Raw genomic sequence first — 16,412 nt, 5'->3', positions numbered from 1 at the left:
TGCGTTTAAGCGTGCCGGGTATAAAGTCAAGCATTTGGATAACACCTGCACCAAACAGGAACGGAAGGAAATTTTGAAATGGTTCAAGAATACACCAGATGCCATTCTGACCTCCGTTAGCATCTTGACCACAGGATTTGATGAACCTACTGTAGAATCCGTTATTCTCAACCGTGCGACACGTTCATTGACCTTATATTTTCAGATGATAGGGCGTGGATCCCGTGTGTTAAAAGATAAAAAATCATTCTTGGTTTTGGATTTGGGCAATAATGCCGTCCGTTTTGGACCTTGGGAACAAACGGTCGATTGGCAGCATATTTTCAAATACCCAGATCTGTATCTCGAAAATCTCCGTAATGATGAAGATATTGAGCGCGATTTTGTTTACGTCATGCCAGATTCGATCAGGGAACGGTTTAAGAATTCTGAAAATATCGACTTTGACATTAAAGCAGAATATGAAAAAGCCATTGCAGAGGGCAACAAATCAATGGTTTCTCTTGACCGATCCATAGAACAGCATTCTAAAATGTGCATTGCCAATGCCGATACCATTTTTGAAGCCAGAGATCTCACCAAATATTTGATGGACGACATTTCCTATCGCATCAAACAGTATTCTTATTGTATGATGAACAGCACCAAGAATTACAAAGAATGGCTCATGGATGAATATATTAGAAAGCTTCGCTTAAGTTTTAACGGCAAGTTTTAACGTTTCCTTTAAAATGAGAGTCAGAATTAATCGTTAGTTTCGCTGATAGGTATGGTTTTTGATTCTTGTATCCGAAATGGTTTTTAAGCTTATGACATCTTATAAATATATACTTTTAGGAAGTTTGTTTCTCGTTGCCGTTTTCCAAACCAGGGCTCAGGAATCTCCTATTAAGAGTATTCCTATTCCTGCAGTTGAAAAGAAGGACGAGAAGAAAGAACCTGAACCTGCTCCGGTTAAAATTGAACCTATAATAAAGGAAGAGCAACCTAAAGTTGAAAGTCCAATTGTCATCAAAAAACGTGAAACTGAGTTTTCAATGTTTGACGATAGTAACTTACGTGATCCGGGAGAAATCTTTGATAATAAATGGAACAAGAAGGCTGTAGAACAAGGGTTCCGAATGGATACCATGGAGGATCAGTTTTTGGGCAATTTCAATATCGCCGGAAAAAAAGCCAATATTAGATGTAGAGACCACGAGTATCCTGACGGAGATCGGGTGAGGGTGTTTGTAAATGGCACGGTTTTTATTGCCGATCTATTGTTGACGGGCAATTATAAAAGCTTTGATGTGCCTTTGGTAGAAGGCATCAATAAAATTGACTTTGTGGCGCTCAATCAAGGTGAATCTGGTCCAAATACAGCAGAATTCCAAGTATTCGATGATAACGGCGTTCAGGTCTCATCAAAAAAATGGAACCTTTTAACTGGAGTTACTGCCAGCATCATTCTTGTAAAAGATAAGGAAAAGTAATTCTCTAAAATAAAGGAAAGAAAGGACCTTTCGCAATCACGTGAAAGTCTAGTTCTGAAGCCTTCTCCTGAATCTCATTGACGTGTACTACTTGATCTGTGTGAACGGTAACCTCGGAAGGATAAGTGTCTTGGAAAATAACCTTGGTGACACCGTCAATCTTTAAAATGGCAGCTTTCAATTTTGATTTTTCCTCAGGACTTCTTACATCAGTTGTAAAAGTTTTCCCGTGATTCCCAGGGATGATATTATCATTTATATAGGTCATTTTTACAAAGCGTGTTTAAATCATTCTAATCCTAAATTTAAATAATTTATCGCACATCACCTAATTGCACGGCTTAAATACTTCGGTTTTATCAAGCAAAAGACTACTTATTAATTTGAAGATTTTTAGATAAGTTCTAAATAGGTGGTAGTGGATTATCAATATTGGGTGACGAATAAAAATAATTAGTTCTACGTAAATAATGCCATTTTATTAATATTTCGAAGCAGTGGAATTTGTATCTTTAAAAAATTAAACACACACTTGGTCTGCTCGTGTTTAAACTCTAGTTATCTACTTGATGAACAAACAACCCACTCCTAAAATTGTCATTGTTGGCGCAGGTTTTGGCGGAATAACCATCGCTAAATCTTTCAAGAACAAACCTGTTGAAGTTCTTTTGATTGACCAACACAATTATCATAATTTCCAACCTTTAATGTATCAGATTGCGACCGGCGGATTGGAACCCGATAGTATTGCCTACCCGGTCAGGCGAATTTTTAGGAATCAAGAGAATTTTAGTTTTAGAATGGCAAAGGTTGATACTGTAGCGGTCGCTTCCCAACTCTTGCACACGTCTATTGGGACCATCTCATATGATTATTTGGTTATCGCTACGGGAAGCACCAACAACTTTTTTAATTTTGAGCCGGTAAAGGACAAATTACTGACTTTAAAGTCCATTCCAGATGCATTGAATATGCGTAGTTATATTTATCAAAACCTGGAAAAGGCCTTAGCGTATCAAAATAACCGTTCTATTGACGACCTTATGAATATTGCCATTGTTGGTGGCGGACCTGCGGGAATTGAGTTGGCCGGTGCTCTGGCGGAAATGAAGCATTTTGTACTGCCAAAAGATTTCCCTGAACTCGATTTGTCCAAAATGCAAATCAACATCTACGAAGCCGCTCAAGAGTTATTATCCGCCATGTCAGAAGCGTCTTCAATTAAAAGCTTGGAGTATTTATGGGCGTTAACGTCCATCTAAATGCCAAAGTGAATGCATATGACGGAAAAACATTGACATTAGCAGACGGTACCTCATTTGCCACAGATACGGTTATATGGACCGCTGGGGTCAGAGCGGCCCCAATTGACGGACTTCCTCCCGATTCCTTGGCAGGCTACCGAATTTTAGTGGATCAATTCAATCAGGTAAAAAATACCCAAAATATATTTGCGATTGGTGATGTGGCATCATGTATCACGGCTGGAGCCCCTAAAGGACTCCCCATGTTGGCTCCAGTGGCCCAACAGCACGGAAGACAACTTTCAAAAAACATCATTAAGCTTATTAATCAGCAGCCTATGGTGCCGTTTAAGTACAAAAACAAAGGCGTGATGGCTACCATTGGTCGTAAAAAAGCAGTAGTGGATTTACCCAAATGGCAATTCCAAGGTACATTTGCTTGGATGGTGTGGATGTTTATCCATATCATGTCATTGGTAGGTTTTAGAAACAAGATCATGGCCTTTTATGATTGGATGGCCAATTATTTAACCTATGATAAGCCTTTAGGACTAATAATTAGGCCTTACAAGCGCAAAGATTCATAGTTTGAAACCCATTATCTCAAATCAATCTCTTATATTTGTAAGGTATATAGACATTTAGTGGAATTTTTCATTGAATTTTAATGTACATTGCAATTACTGAATTAATCTTTAGAATCAACAATTCCAAGAATTGCCTATCTTAAGCATAATTTGGTATTTCAAATTTAACCCTTAAAACATATTTAAAAAAAAGAATGGCTAAGTCGCAACAGACCTTTAACAAAATTGAAAAAGAAAAAGCACGTGCTAAAAAACGTGAAGAAAAAAAGAAGAAAAAAGATGCCCGTAGAGCAGAAGGCGGAAGTGATGGGATTCAATTTGCTTACGTAGATGCCTACGGAAACTTATCAGATACACCACTAGATCCTGCAGACAAGATCAAAGTAGATGCTGAAGACATCGTTTTAGGTGTTCCTAAAAAAGAAGAGGGCGAAGAAGAAGACCCAGTAAGACAAGGAAAAGTTTCTTTCTACGACAGTTCTAAAGGCTTCGGGTTTATCATCGATTTAGAAAACAATGAAAAGTACTTTTGTCACGTGAGCGGACTCTTAGATGATATCGCTGAAAACGACAAAGTGAGCTTTGAATTGGAACGTGGTATGAAAGGCATGAATGCCGTAAGAGTAAAGCGCGTTTAATCTACATTTAATTCATCAACTTTAATGACCTCACCCGGTTGCATTTTGTTTAGATAAATGCGACCTACGCGTACACGCACCAATCTCAAGGTAGGAAAACCAACAGCAGAAGTCATTTTGCGAACCTGCCTAAACTTTCCTTCATTTATTGTGATAGAAATCCATGAGGTTGGTCCATGACGTGAGTCCCTTATTTTTTTGGAGCGTTCTGGGAAATCTGGCGATTGTTCCAACCTATAAACCTGACATGCTTGGGTCTGATAGGTGATGCCCTCAAATCCAATGGTTACGCTTTTTTGAAGTTGGTTAATGGCGGTCTCTGTAATTTCTCCATCTACTTGTACATAATATTCTTTTTCAATGGGGCTACTACAAATGGTATTGCTTAAAAATCCATCCGTGGTCAACAACAACAATCCTTCAGAGTTTTTATCCAATCGTCCAATCGGCATAACGCCTTCTGGAAAATCATATAGCTCACCCAAGAACTTTTTATTGCGCTGATGTTTGGCATTGCTCATAAATTGGCTCAGATAACCAAAAGGTTTATGGAGCAAGAAATGAATATGTTGCGTTGGTTTAGATGTCTCCATTTAAAATACTGTAAACCAATTCTTTACTCATTACTTTTCCCATTGCTTTTTGCCGCACGTCATCAAAGCTGAATCGGAAGGTACAGCCTTCTTTGTAGTGGCTACAGCCATAAGCGGTTTTCCCTTTAATGATGGTTCCTTTCTTGCATTTTGGACAGGTCAAGCTATCTGAAGTTTCTTTTTTGACCGATTTTTTAGGTTCCAAAACCAAGTGAAAATGATCGTCAAACCTGATCAGTCCTTCCACGTCTCCGGCCTCCATTTTGAAGCCTTTGAGATTGACGGTCGATCCTTTTTGGAGCAAACGAATATATTGTTTTTCAGAAATCTTTTTATCCTTAAATTTAAAAGGCAAAACAAAACGACAGCCGTCTTTATAAGCGCTGCATCCAAACGCCGATTTGCCTTCAATCAAATGCCCGCTTTTGCATTTTGGGCAGATTGCTGAAGTGATTCCCGCTTTCTTTTTAACTACCTTCTCAGCAACGGCCTTTGGTTCGACTTTTACGTGCGAGATATTTGCCCGTTGTGTTTCACTTCGTACTTCGTACACTAATGCATCCACCATTTTTTTCATGTTGGCGATAAATTGTGCGGCACTATATGTGCCTTTCTCAATGTCCTTCAATTGCTTCTCCCACATTCCGGTCAGTTCTGCCGATTTCAACAGTTCATTTTGAATGGTATCAATTAATTGAATGCCGATTTGTGTCGGCAAGACTTGCTTTTTATTGCGTTCAATGTATTTTCTCTTAAATAAAGTTTCAATAATATTGGCGCGTGTAGATGGCCTTCCGATGCCGTTTTCCTTCATCAGTTCGCGCATTTCATCATCATCTACCTGTTTGCCTGCAGTTTCCATGGCGCGTAGGAGGGAGGCTTCTGTAAATTGATTGGGAGGCTTGGTCTGCTTCTCCAAAAATGAAGGCTGATGCGGCCCTTTTTCACCTTTCACAAAAGAGGGTAACAAATCGGAGGCCTTTTGTTCTTTTTCGGCAGATTCCAAAACCACGCGGAAACCTTTACTTAAAATCTCTTTGCCCGTTGCCTTAAAATTCACATCCGCAGCTTTTCCGATGACGGTGGTGTTCGATACCGAAGAATCATCATAAAAAACAGCTATAAACCGTCTGGTGATAATGTCATACACTTGCTGCTGGTTGTATTGCAATTGGCTTTCCACACCGGTTGGGATAATAGCGTGGTGATCCGTCACTTTTTTATCATTAAAGACCCGAGCTGATTTTTTGATTTTTTTGCCTAAGAGCGGAGCGGTTAATGAGGCATATTTTCTTAAATTCTGTAAGATGCCGCCAACCTTGGGATAAATATCATTGGGTAAAAAAGTCGTGTCTACCCTGGGATACGTGACTACTTTTTGTTCATAGAGTTTCTGGACGATTTTGAGCGTTTCATCAGCTGAAAACCCGAACTTATTGTTGCAATATACTTGCAAACCCGTTAAATCGAAAAGTTTTGGGGCGTAATCCTTGCCCTTTTTCTTGGTAACGGAGACAATCTCAAATTCATGCTCCTTGACTTTGTTGGCCAATATTTCGCCATCCTCCATTTTGGTAAAGCGGCCTTCTTCATAGCTAAACAAAGTGTCTCTATAAAGGGTTTGCAATTCCCAATAGGGTTGGGGCACAAAGTTTTCAATCTCCTTAAATCTGTTTACCACCATCGCCAAAGTTGGCGTTTGCACACGACCAACAGAAAGGACCTGTTTATAACCGCCATGTTTAAGCGTATATAATCGGGTAGCATTCATTCCTAAAAGCCAGTCGCCAATAGCCCGGGAAAATCCGGCATAAAAGAGATTATCATACTGTTCTGAGGGTTTTAAATTCTCAAAACCTTCCTTTATAGCTTCGGCAGTTAATGAAGAGATCCATAAACGTTGCACTTTTCCCTTGTAATTTGCCTGATCCAAAACCCAGCGTTGGATCAATTCTCCTTCTTGGCCCGCATCCCCGCAATTGATCACCACCTCGGCTTGGTCAAATAATTTTTTGACAATTTTAAACTGCTTTTGAATCCCAGAATTGCTAACCACCTTAGTCTTGAACTTATCAGGGAGCATGGGTAAATTGTTTAAATCCCAACTTTTCCAATGTGGCTTATAATCATTGGGCTCCATTAAGGTGCAAAGATGTCCAAAAGTGTAGGTCACCGCATAGCCATTGCCTTCATAGTAGCCATCATGTTTACTGTTAGCTCCTAAAATAGCGGCGATTTCTCGCGCGACACTGGGTTTTTCGGCAATACAAACTTTCAAAATAGGGTGTTTTATTTCTATTGGTTTACGCTTATTGTTTTTTGGAACCGTTTTTAATGATTGTATAACTGCGGTTATTTACGGTTTTGATGTCGAGGTCCATGACATTAAACCTTGTTATAATTCCAAAATTAATGAGTGCAAAGTAAAACTTTTTGAAGACATATTGCAAGGATTAAGAGGAAACCACAAGGTATTTGGAGATGAGCCCATTACAGAAATCACCACCAAACCACAAAGAATTTGGAATAGTTTCCATTTAGTTTCAACCAACACATGGGCGCTAGTTTGTTATCTGTCCAATGTGTGATATCGATAAAAAATTCTCTAAAGTCCAGCCATTTTACATCGTTATGGAGTTCCATTAGCCAATCGGTTTTTTTAGGAATATAGAATTGTCCCAGGTCAAAGCGCGCGAGATCGTTGATTTTTAAATAAAAACCCTTCACGCAGTTAGGATTCAAGTGAGAAAATACATTATTATTAAGTAGGTCCAATGGCAAGAATAGCTGCGCTTTAAATAAAACTTGTTGCTTAATTTTGCTGGAATTAAGGCCTAATTCATCAAGTAAAGATTGGGTGTTGGGATGGTAGAGTAGTGGCAGTTGCTTTTCTTTTAGCTTACGCAATTTCAGTAGCAAACTATCCTTTCTATTCGGGCCGATCCAATGGGATAATTCGGTGTGGCCTTCATCAGGATCATACAGATAAAACTTATAGATAATCTCCAGATGCACCGGTCCGTTTTCCGTGATCAAAAGTGCATCCAGTTCGCCAAGTGTTCGTTTACCATCTTGAATCTGAATGTTTTTGGTCAAAATAGAATAAGAATCGTCCCCCTCCAATTGATGGAACACAAATTGCTCTACCAACTTCCCTAAGCGCAAATTCTCATTGCTTTTCTCTGTGAAGCTATTTGACGACATTCCTTTTAAAGCACACTGTTGCAAGCCGTAAACGTCAGTATCGTGCCATAATAAGGGCGTCGTGAGATACCCTTCAAAATTGCGTTGTAAATTGTCTTTTTCCATAGGTTTAAAGGGCAAATTACAAATATCTTTTTAACTAATAATTGCAAGACCGCGCTAATACTCATATCTTTGCACCTTCCTATTAACATCCAACACTAAGCCCAACGTACGAAATGTCTGTAAAAACAGTTTCACAAAATTTAGAACGCCAAACCGAAAAAGATTTATATAACTATCAAAAGAAAGCGATTGACAAGGTATTTAAAGCCTTTGATGAAGCGCCTTCTGATTACCATTTGCTCTATCAATTACCGACTGGTGGTGGTAAAACGGTGATCTTTTCTGAATTCGTGAGGCAATATTTGAAGAATCACGATAAAAAAGTGGTGATTTTGACCCACCGGATTGAATTGTTGAAACAGACCTCAAGGATGTTGACCGAATTCAACGTGAGTAATAAAGTGGTGGACAGTAAGGCCAATTTGGAAGATCAGGCAGAATACAGCTGTTTTGTAGCGATGGTAGAAACCTTGAACAACCGACTACAAGAGGACAAGTTGGATATTTCGGATGTGGGATTGGTCATAATTGATGAGGCGCATTATAATTCATTCACTAAGCTTTTTAAATATTTTGAAAACTCCTTTATCCTTGGGGTTACGGCAACGCCATTAAGTTCCAACAAGGATTTACCAATGAAGGACAATTATAATGAGCTGATTACCGGTGAGACTATTGAGCATTTGATTGAAAACAACTTCCTTTCACGGGCAGAAACTTATCAATACAACGTGGGCTTAACGTCTTTGGAAGTTGGATCCAACGGCGATTATACCGTTAAATCTTCAGAAGACCTATATACCAATTCAGACATGTTAAAAAAGGTGGTGTATGCCTATGAGCAACATTCCCTTAACAAGAAAACCCTGATCTTTAATAACGGGATCAACACGTCCTTGCACGTCTATGATGCCTTTAAACGGGCGGGTTATACCATTGCGCACTTAGACAATACAGCGTCCAAAAAAGAGCGTAAGATGATTTTGAAATGGTTCAAAGAAACACCAAATGCAATTTTGACATCGGTGAGTATTTTGACTACCGGATTTGATGAGCCTTCCGTGGAAACCATCATTCTTAACAGAGCAACCAAATCTCTGGCTCTTTATTACCAAATGGTAGGTCGTGGATCACGTATCTATAAGGACAAAGAAGTGTTTAAGATCATCGATTTGGGTAACAATATGCACCGTTTTGGTCCGTGGGGTGCAGATATTAACTGGCAGAAGATTTTCGGATCGCCAAATTATTATCTGGACAGTATTGTTAATGATGATGATATTGAAGCCAATTTCCGATATGAGATGCCGGATGCGTTACGTAAGGAATTTGCTAATTCTGAAGAAGTCTATTTTGATATGAAACAGGCCTATATCGATTCGGTCAATAAAGGTGATTCTTCCAAAGTCCTTTTAGAGCAATCCATTGCCCATCATACTAAAATATGTGTAGAAAACAGTGAGGATGTCTATGATGCCCTGGCCTTGATGAAACTGCTGGAGGACGATATCAATCACCGTTTGGAGCGTTACACCCAGTGTATCAGTAGAAGTACTTATAACTTTGTAAAGTGGTTGCATGATGATTACCGCTTGAAACTTCGAACCCATATTAGAGAAAACTTCGATACTGTTTATGAAGAAATTCATGGGCATCCGCCTGAGGATTAATTGGGGCTAGAATGCTGTGAATAGAACATTTATGATCTGGATTGTTGCTGATATTCACTGATTTTTAGATATGAATATTTCCACAGACCACGGGTTGAAGTTTGGTGCTTTTATAAGTTTTCAGACACGGACCTGCTCGTCCATTAAGTCAGGTTACACTAATTTACACAGACCATCTTGTTGGAATTTGCCTGCCTGTCGGCAGACAGGGAATTTCATGATGGGTGCTTATAACATATAAGTTTCGATCTCTTTCGCTTTTTGCCGCTCTGCCAGGATAAACTCTCGCTATCTAAAACTTATTTCTATCTTTATAAATCTTAATTAAACGAAATAAGTCAATGAGAAATTTATGTCTTTTTGCACTGCTGATTGGGGCTCTTCTCAATCCGCTGAATACGAGTGCACAATCTAAAAAAAATACTAAGAAGGGTAAGAATCAGGTAGAAGTTCCTGCTCCAGAAAAGAAAAAAGAAGAAGCGATCAAACCTTATGACAAGGTGATAACCAAGGACGCTGTGACTGATGAAGGTCTCTTCAAAATCCACAAGATAAAGGAGAAATACTTCTTTGAAATTCAGGATAGTTTACTTAATAAGGATATGTTGCTCGTGAGCCGTATGTCCAAGCTGCCCTCAAATTTAGGAGGTGGCTACGTCAATGCAGGATCTAAAACCAATGAGCAATTAGTCACCTGGGAGCGGTTTCAAGACAAAATCCTGATCAAGGTCAAATCCTATAATGCTGTAGCCAATGATAGCTTACCCATTAATATATCCGTTAAGGCAAACAACTATGAACCCATTTTATATGCTTTTGATATTGCGGCATTTAGTAAAGATTCATCCGCTGTGGTGATTGATGTTTCTAAATTCTATACAAGTGACGTTAAGGCTATCAGTGGCTTATCCAGCAGTATGCGTGAGACTTATAAAGTCCGCAATTTGGACGAGTCGCGCAGCTTCGTCACCTCTGCAAAAAGTTTCCCGCTGAATATTGAGATCATTCAAGACTTTACTTACAATGCGTCAAAACCACCCATGCTTCCAGCAACGGAAACGATCAGTCTGCAAATGAACCAATCCATGGTGTTGTTGCCAACCACACCAATGCAGCCGCGTCTTGCAGATCCTCGGGTCGGATTTTTTACGGTGAGTCAATACGACTATAGCAGTGAAGCCTTAAAATCAGATCAAAAAACCTACATCCGTCGCTGGCGTTTGGAACCTAAAGATCCGGAAGCTTATAAAAGAGGCCAATTGGTAGAGCCTATCAAACCAATTGTGTATTATTTAGATCCTGCAACGCCTGAAAAACTGCGGAAATACATCAAGCAAGGGATTGAAGAATGGCAAAAGCCATTTGAAACCGCTGGATTCAAAAACGCCATTATCGCCAAGGATCCGCCAACTTTTGAAGAAGACCCAGAATTTAGTCCAGAAGATATCCGTTATTCGGTTGTGCGTTATGTGGCGAGTACCACAAGAAATGCAGTGGGACCTAGTGTATCCGATCCGCGGACCGGAGAAATTATTGAAAGTGACATCATCTGGTATCATAACCATTTACGGTCTTATAGAAACCGATATCTGCTGGAAACCGGAGCGTCCAATCCTTCAGCGCGCACTTTAAGAACCAGCGATGAAGAAATAGGAGAAATGATGCGCATGGTCATTGCGCATGAAGTCGGTCATGCTTTAGGATTTCCTCATAATATGGGCGCTAGTCATGCCTACGACGTGGAAAATTATCGAAACGGTGCGTTCACCCAAGAACATGGGATTGCGGCAAGCATTATGGATTATGCCCGATATAATTATATTGCGCAGCCAGGCGATGAAAACATCCGATTTATCCGTCAGGTTGGACCTTACGATCATTATGTTACCAATTGGGGTTACCGTTGGATTCCTGGAGCAACTACGGAAGGGGAGACGCCAACCTTAGATCAATGGGTGATGGAAAAAGCGGATGATCCGCGATTTAAATATGGAAAACAGAGCAGTCGTTTTGATCCATCCGCGCAGACCGAAGATATTGGAAACAACTCCGTAAAGGCCAGTACTTATGGACTCAAGAATCTAAAATATGTGGCAGAGTATCTTCCAGCATGGACCAGTGATGAAACTAATGATTATGATGATTTAAAAGAACTGCAAGGAGAGTTGTTGGGCGTCTGGAACCGTTATATGGGGCATGTTGTTACGCATATTGGTGGAGTTTATGAAGACACCAAAAAACCAAATCAGGGCGGCGTCATTTATACGCCAGCTCCAAAATCCGATCAAAAAGAAGCGATGGCATGGCTGCAAGAAAATGCTTTTACAACACCAACGTGGATGGTCAACTGGAAGATTCTTCGCAATATTGATCATGCTGGCTATACCGAAACCTTTAGAAATGCCCAAGCAAGACATTTGAATAGCATTCTTGATTTTGACGTACTCGGCAGATTAATTGACGGCACCGTCATTAGCCAAGACAATTATTCGGCGCTGGAGATGTTACAAGACATGCGCAAAGGCATTTGGAAAGAACTCAACAGCAACCAAACAGTAAATGTGTACCGACGGAATTTACAACGTGCGTATATAGACCGCATGGCGTATTTAATGACGGAAGAATTGAAACCAGGGCGTGGCGTATCCTTTTATAATGTCAACCAGTCGGATGTAAGGGCTTTGGTAAGAGGGGAATTGAACACGCTCAAAACCCAATTGAACAGTCGCCAGAATACCGTGGCAAACACCGAGACAAAATACCATTATCAGGATGCGTTGAAGCGAATTGAATTGCTATTGGATCCTAAATAAAAAGGAGTTATTTCACACAGATACGCGGAGGATTCGCAGAGATGCCCCGGAGAAAATTTTTTCAGTGCATTAAGTTTACGAATTCTCTGCGTGAAATAATAGTACTCTGATAGCAATAATTTTTTTGACACGAATTACACTGATTTCCACAGCCCATCTTGTTTCATAGAGATACGCGGAGGCTTCGCTGAGATGCACGGAGAAATTTTTCTAAGTACGTTAAGTTTACGAATACTCTGCGTGAAATAATAGTACTCTGATAGCAATAATTTTTTTGACACAAATTACACTGATTTCCACAGCCCATCTTGTTTCATAGAGATACGCGGAGGCTTCGCTAAGATGCACGGAGAAATGTTTCTAAGTACGTTAAGTTTATGAATACTCTGCGTGAAATAGTTGATGCATTTCTCTTCACATAATTCCACAAATTCTTTGCTTCACTGCGACTTTGCGTGATAAATAGAACAGAGAAGAGGCAGATTTTAACAGAGATCTTGAAAATTATTTCTAATATTTTTGTAATTTTAAGACTATGAAACACTTACTGCCATATTGTATGTTATTTGCCATGGTGCTGAGCTGTGGTTCCAACAAGGTATTCACGGAGCAGGATAATAAAGACTATCAAAAACTACAGGATTTGGTAGCTTCAAAATCCTTTGAGATTGTTTCCAACAGTGCTATGCCAATTGCTTCGGCATCTTTTAGTAAGGTTGCAAATTCGAGAATTTTAGGTCCAGGGAATAGCGCAGGCAATATAGACATCTCATCAAATTCCAATAGATTGGTCGTTAAAGGAGATAGTATCCGAGGGTTTTTGCCATTTTATGGAGATCAGAATTTTGGTGGTGGCTATAATAGAAATCATTCGGGAATTGAATTCAACGCTATTCCAGAAGATTACAAAGTAAGCTTGGACGATAAAAAGCACGCCGTGAACATTCGGTTTAAGATTGCAGACCAATACCGAAGCAGTGAGCGCTATGACATTATAATTACGTTATATCCAAATCACAAAAGTAACATAAGAGTACAATCTACAAATCGAAGTTCCATAGAATATACAGGACGGGTCAGTAAGTTGGAAGATGCTAAGGAATAAATGTTGATTTCTTCAGTTCAGAATATTCTATTTTACATAATATAAATTATAGAACACATTGTAACAATTTACGGAATAGTGCCTTTTCGGCGCTATTTGACACAATCACAGATATAACAACACGTTAGTGTTTTTTATCGTTAGTGATTATGTGCAAGTAAATTGTGGGTTTATTTTATAGACTACATCTTGTGAAATAGCGAATTCAAAAGCCAACCCTCATAATTCAAGATTTTACATAAAACTCCTTGCTCATAATTTGAATATTCTGGACCATTGGCCATATATTTTCAAATACGCGATTCTCAGCATTCTTTAGCAGACAATTATAACTAGGCCCTAATAATCTCAATACCCCGTCCATTTTGGAATAAAGTTGTAAAAGCAGTATTTAAGCATCTTTTAACGACAACAATTATAAAGTGATCGTTTTATAGCCGTTTTCTTGCAAACCGAAAATATAGGCAAATCCATCTGGCGTGGTTTCAATAGACCTGTGGTAATCTGATTTTTTCACATCAAAGTGCTTCATCGCCGACTCACAAACCACAATACGAACGCCAATTTTTTCGCTCATTTCAATAAAAGAAGTCAAACTTTTATCGGCGGCCAAATCTTTAGCTGCCGCACTGATGATGACAATCTCAAAACTCATTTGAAGATTCTTGCCTTTAAGTTCTTTGCCAGTCATCACCGCTGCTTGAAAGTAGCGTGCATTAGGAACCAGGATCGCATATTTACCGTCCGTTTTCACGGAATTCTCAATATCTGTAACGCTTAATGATTGTGCAGTAGCTGGCGTGTACAAAACAGATCCTACAAAAACAAAAAGGATCAATAAAAACTGATGACGCATAATTTTTCTTAATTTGGATTATTAATGATAACTAGGTGACTCACATCACAAGGACAAACATACGCTTTCCTTCTGTCTCTAATTGTAACCTATGTTACCAAGAATGCCAATTAAAATTCAAGAATATGAATCAGTTTTTGTTAATCTCAACCTTGCTTTTGACCTTCAACATAGTAAAGGCTCAAAAAGTGCATTCGGTGGATTATGAGAATCAGGCTGATGTAAAAGTCTTCGTTGTGGATTATGAAAACCAAGCCGATTTAAAGGTTTACAAGGTGAAATATGAAAATCAAGCGGGCAAGAATGATGGAAAATGGTTCTTTACAAAGTATGCCAATCAAGCAAAAAAGAAAATATATTTCGTGAAGTACGAAAATCAAGCCGTCTTAAAAATCTTCTTTGTTGACAACGAAAACCAAGCGGGTTGGAGAAAGATGTCTAAGCAAGATCTGTTGTATTAACAGGGATTATTAAGAATTTATGTTGTTTGTTCTGATGATGCGGAAGTGTTAGCCTTTTGATATACGTTGACTGAATTAAATAGGAAAGGAGTAGTTGTAATTCGACCTTAAATTAGAATCAACCATTTCCCATGTGGGCCTTCCCTCCTACGTCTAGGTGAAAAACCTGTTTATCTATAAGGATTCTATTGTTTTTTACCGGATTGATTTTTAAATTCCCCACCCCAGACCCCCATTTTATTCGAAATTCCCTTCCAATTTCCCACCTAAAGTATTTAACTTGCCACAATTCCGTTTCTCATATAAAATAAGGTCATGATCATTCCTAAATTACATTATATCTCCCAGGGCAACACCCCAAAAGAACATTTGGAAAACATCCAAAAAGCCTGTTCCTCTGGTGCAGAATTGGTACAATTGCGATTAAAGAATATTTCAGAAAAGAAACATTTGAAATGGGCTCAGGAGGCTCGGGAGATTACCTCTCATTTCCAGACCCGATTGATCATCAACGACGATTACAAAATAGCCAAAACCGTTAAAGCCGATGGGGTGCATTTAGGTGGTTCCGATGCTGATCCAACCCTTGCCAGAACGCATTTATACACTTGGCAAATGATTGGCGGCTCGGCATATAGCTTGCAAGATTGTGAAACACTAATCAGTAAGGACGTTGATTATATCAGTTTGGGCCCCTTCCGATTTACAAATACCAAAGCGAACATTCCCGCAGTTTTGGGTCTTAACGGCTATGCGGCCATTATGGACGTCCTAAAAACCGAAACCCCAGTGCTTGCCGTTGGTGGCATCACTACGGATGATGTTAAGGACCTGTTGGCTACCGGTATTTCTGGCCTTGCAGTATCTGAAGCAATCACACGCGATTTTAATAATATCAAACTGTTTCATGAACTGCTCAATGCGTCATCTACAGCGGAGAAACGGCATACGTTTGAATAGGAAATAGTATTGAGTACTGAGAATTAAGTATTAAAAGCGGCCTGTTTTGGGAACGTTATCTAGTGATTTATCGAAGGTCTTTCTTTGTTCAAAACAGGAAAATCACTCCCTCTGCGACGCCTCAATCATCTCTTCCAGAAGTTGGGCCGCATGCGATAACTCGGTAAGCTTAAACAATTGCGCTTGCACCGATTGGCTGCGTTGATAGATTTTCCGTTGTAAATCGGGGTCTTTGAGCGCATATTCAATGCGGTTCAATTCGTCCATGCGCATTTCCAAAGCAATGATGTTGAACATTTTTTTATGCTGTTCAAAACTGAGATTGGGCTGTTGCCCGTTGATCTCTAAAATCCGTGAGTAGTATTCTGTAAAATTCATGGCACAAAGTTACTCATATTTGTAGCGGGTCATTGCTCAATATTGTAGCAAGTCTAGAACTTTATGAATTTTGTAATGTGGTTTGGTGTGAAACCACTCTAGGCATGGGCATTCTGCCCTGCTCTATCTATAGGGTATCTATGTGATTTTAGCCCTAAAATTGGAGTGACATTTGAATAGGATGCGCAGCAACTATGAGTTCTGATCCTTATCATTTCTTTGCTTCTTTCGGTACACAAAATAAAAGATGATCAACAGGATGGGCGCGATAATATAGACGATAACCTCGAACGGGCTTGAAAAATCGATGGGACTGGTATCCC

16 protein-coding genes are annotated in these 16,412 nt (G+C 39.4%); 10 read left to right on the top strand and 6 right to left on the bottom strand.

Annotated features, from left to right (window positions below):
• Positions 1–718, top strand: a 718-nt coding sequence (locus tag VLZ86_RS05925; RefSeq protein ID WP_325449721.1) for a helicase-related protein, incomplete at its 5' end; no start/stop codon positions are given.
• A 91-nt stretch (positions 719–809) separates the two neighbouring features.
• Positions 810–1,475, top strand: a complete 666-nt coding sequence (locus VLZ86_RS05920) for a hypothetical protein (RefSeq protein ID WP_325449719.1) — start codon at positions 810–812, stop codon at positions 1,473–1,475.
• A 4-nt stretch (positions 1,476–1,479) separates the two neighbouring features.
• Here the strand turns inward: VLZ86_RS05920 and VLZ86_RS05915 are convergent, their stop codons facing one another.
• On the bottom strand, positions 1,480–1,743 hold the full coding sequence (locus VLZ86_RS05915; protein WP_325449717.1) for a heavy-metal-associated domain-containing protein: 264 nt from the start codon (positions 1,741–1,743) through the stop codon (positions 1,480–1,482).
• A 301-nt stretch (positions 1,744–2,044) separates the two neighbouring features.
• Here VLZ86_RS05915 and VLZ86_RS05910 point away from each other — a divergent pair, with 301 nt between their 5' ends.
• The 3 genes from VLZ86_RS05910 (at position 2,045) to VLZ86_RS05900 (ending at position 3,944) form a co-directional block, all read left to right on the top strand.
• Entirely contained in the window at positions 2,045–2,737 is a 693-nt protein-coding gene (locus tag VLZ86_RS05910) for an NAD(P)/FAD-dependent oxidoreductase (protein WP_325449715.1), read from the top strand.
• Positions 2,716–3,306 (top strand): NAD(P)/FAD-dependent oxidoreductase, encoded by a 591-nt coding sequence (locus VLZ86_RS05905; RefSeq protein ID WP_325449713.1) that lies wholly within the window; start codon positions 2,716–2,718, stop codon positions 3,304–3,306. The genes VLZ86_RS05910 and VLZ86_RS05905 overlap by 22 nt, the downstream gene beginning before the upstream one ends.
• 194 nt (positions 3,307–3,500) lie before the next feature.
• Positions 3,501–3,944: a cold shock domain-containing protein gene (locus VLZ86_RS05900; RefSeq protein WP_325449711.1), complete on the top strand. Its 444-nt coding sequence runs from the start codon at positions 3,501–3,503 to the stop codon at positions 3,942–3,944.
• Here VLZ86_RS05900 and VLZ86_RS05895 read toward each other — a convergent pair.
• The 3 genes from VLZ86_RS05895 to VLZ86_RS05885 all read right to left on the bottom strand — a co-directional run bounded on the left by VLZ86_RS05895 (position 3,941) and on the right by VLZ86_RS05885 (position 7,846).
• The gene (locus tag VLZ86_RS05895) at positions 3,941–4,537 is read right to left on the bottom strand and encodes a pseudouridine synthase (RefSeq protein WP_325449709.1); all 597 of its coding nucleotides are present in this window, start codon (positions 4,535–4,537) and stop codon (positions 3,941–3,943) included. The genes VLZ86_RS05900 and VLZ86_RS05895 overlap by 4 nt on opposite strands.
• The gene (locus tag VLZ86_RS05890; RefSeq protein WP_325449707.1) at positions 4,524–6,815 is read right to left on the bottom strand and encodes a DNA topoisomerase 3; all 2,292 of its coding nucleotides are present in this window, start codon (positions 6,813–6,815) and stop codon (positions 4,524–4,526) included. Before VLZ86_RS05890 ends, VLZ86_RS05895 begins: the two co-directional genes overlap by 14 nt.
• A 221-nt stretch (positions 6,816–7,036) precedes the next feature.
• Positions 7,037–7,846, bottom strand: a complete 810-nt coding sequence (locus tag VLZ86_RS05885) for a DUF1853 family protein (RefSeq protein ID WP_325449705.1) — start codon at positions 7,844–7,846, stop codon at positions 7,037–7,039.
• 113 nt (positions 7,847–7,959) lie between these two features.
• Between VLZ86_RS05885 and VLZ86_RS05880 the strand changes: the two genes are divergently transcribed.
• From VLZ86_RS05880 to VLZ86_RS05870, 3 genes are all read left to right on the top strand, one after another.
• The gene (locus VLZ86_RS05880) at positions 7,960–9,516 is read left to right on the top strand and encodes a DEAD/DEAH box helicase (protein WP_325449703.1); all 1,557 of its coding nucleotides are present in this window, start codon (positions 7,960–7,962) and stop codon (positions 9,514–9,516) included.
• Positions 9,517–9,857: 341 nt separating this feature from the next.
• Entirely contained in the window at positions 9,858–12,329 is a 2,472-nt protein-coding gene (locus VLZ86_RS05875) for a zinc-dependent metalloprotease (protein ID WP_325449701.1), read from the top strand.
• A 535-nt stretch (positions 12,330–12,864) separates the two neighbouring features.
• Entirely contained in the window at positions 12,865–13,434 is a 570-nt protein-coding gene (locus VLZ86_RS05870; RefSeq protein WP_325449699.1) for a DUF4251 domain-containing protein, read from the top strand.
• Between the two features lie 415 nt (positions 13,435–13,849).
• Here the strand turns inward: VLZ86_RS05870 and VLZ86_RS05865 are convergent, their stop codons facing one another.
• Complete coding sequence (locus VLZ86_RS05865; RefSeq protein ID WP_325449697.1) at positions 13,850–14,290, bottom strand: DsrE family protein; 441 nt, start codon at positions 14,288–14,290, stop codon at positions 13,850–13,852.
• A 125-nt stretch (positions 14,291–14,415) separates the two neighbouring features.
• Here VLZ86_RS05865 and VLZ86_RS05860 point away from each other — a divergent pair, with 125 nt between their 5' ends.
• On the top strand, positions 14,416–14,751 hold the full coding sequence (locus VLZ86_RS05860; RefSeq protein WP_325449695.1) for a DUF6150 family protein: 336 nt from the start codon (positions 14,416–14,418) through the stop codon (positions 14,749–14,751).
• 315 nt (positions 14,752–15,066) lie between these two features.
• Positions 15,067–15,711 (top strand): thiamine phosphate synthase, encoded by a 645-nt coding sequence (thiE, locus tag VLZ86_RS05855; RefSeq protein WP_325449693.1) that lies wholly within the window; start codon positions 15,067–15,069, stop codon positions 15,709–15,711.
• A 102-nt stretch (positions 15,712–15,813) separates the two neighbouring features.
• On the opposite strand, the gene VLZ86_RS05850 is transcribed toward thiE, so the two are convergent.
• Positions 15,814–16,089: a hypothetical protein gene (locus VLZ86_RS05850; RefSeq protein ID WP_325449690.1), complete on the bottom strand. Its 276-nt coding sequence runs from the start codon at positions 16,087–16,089 to the stop codon at positions 15,814–15,816.
• Between the last annotated feature and the right edge of the window lie 323 nt (positions 16,090–16,412).

The sequence above is a fragment of the Gelidibacter sp. genome (assembly GCF_035515035.1).
GTDB lineage: Bacteria > Bacteroidota > Bacteroidia > Flavobacteriales > Flavobacteriaceae > Gelidibacter.
Note: the sequence above shows the minus strand (reverse complement) of the source record. Positions and strands in the feature narration are given on the sequence as shown.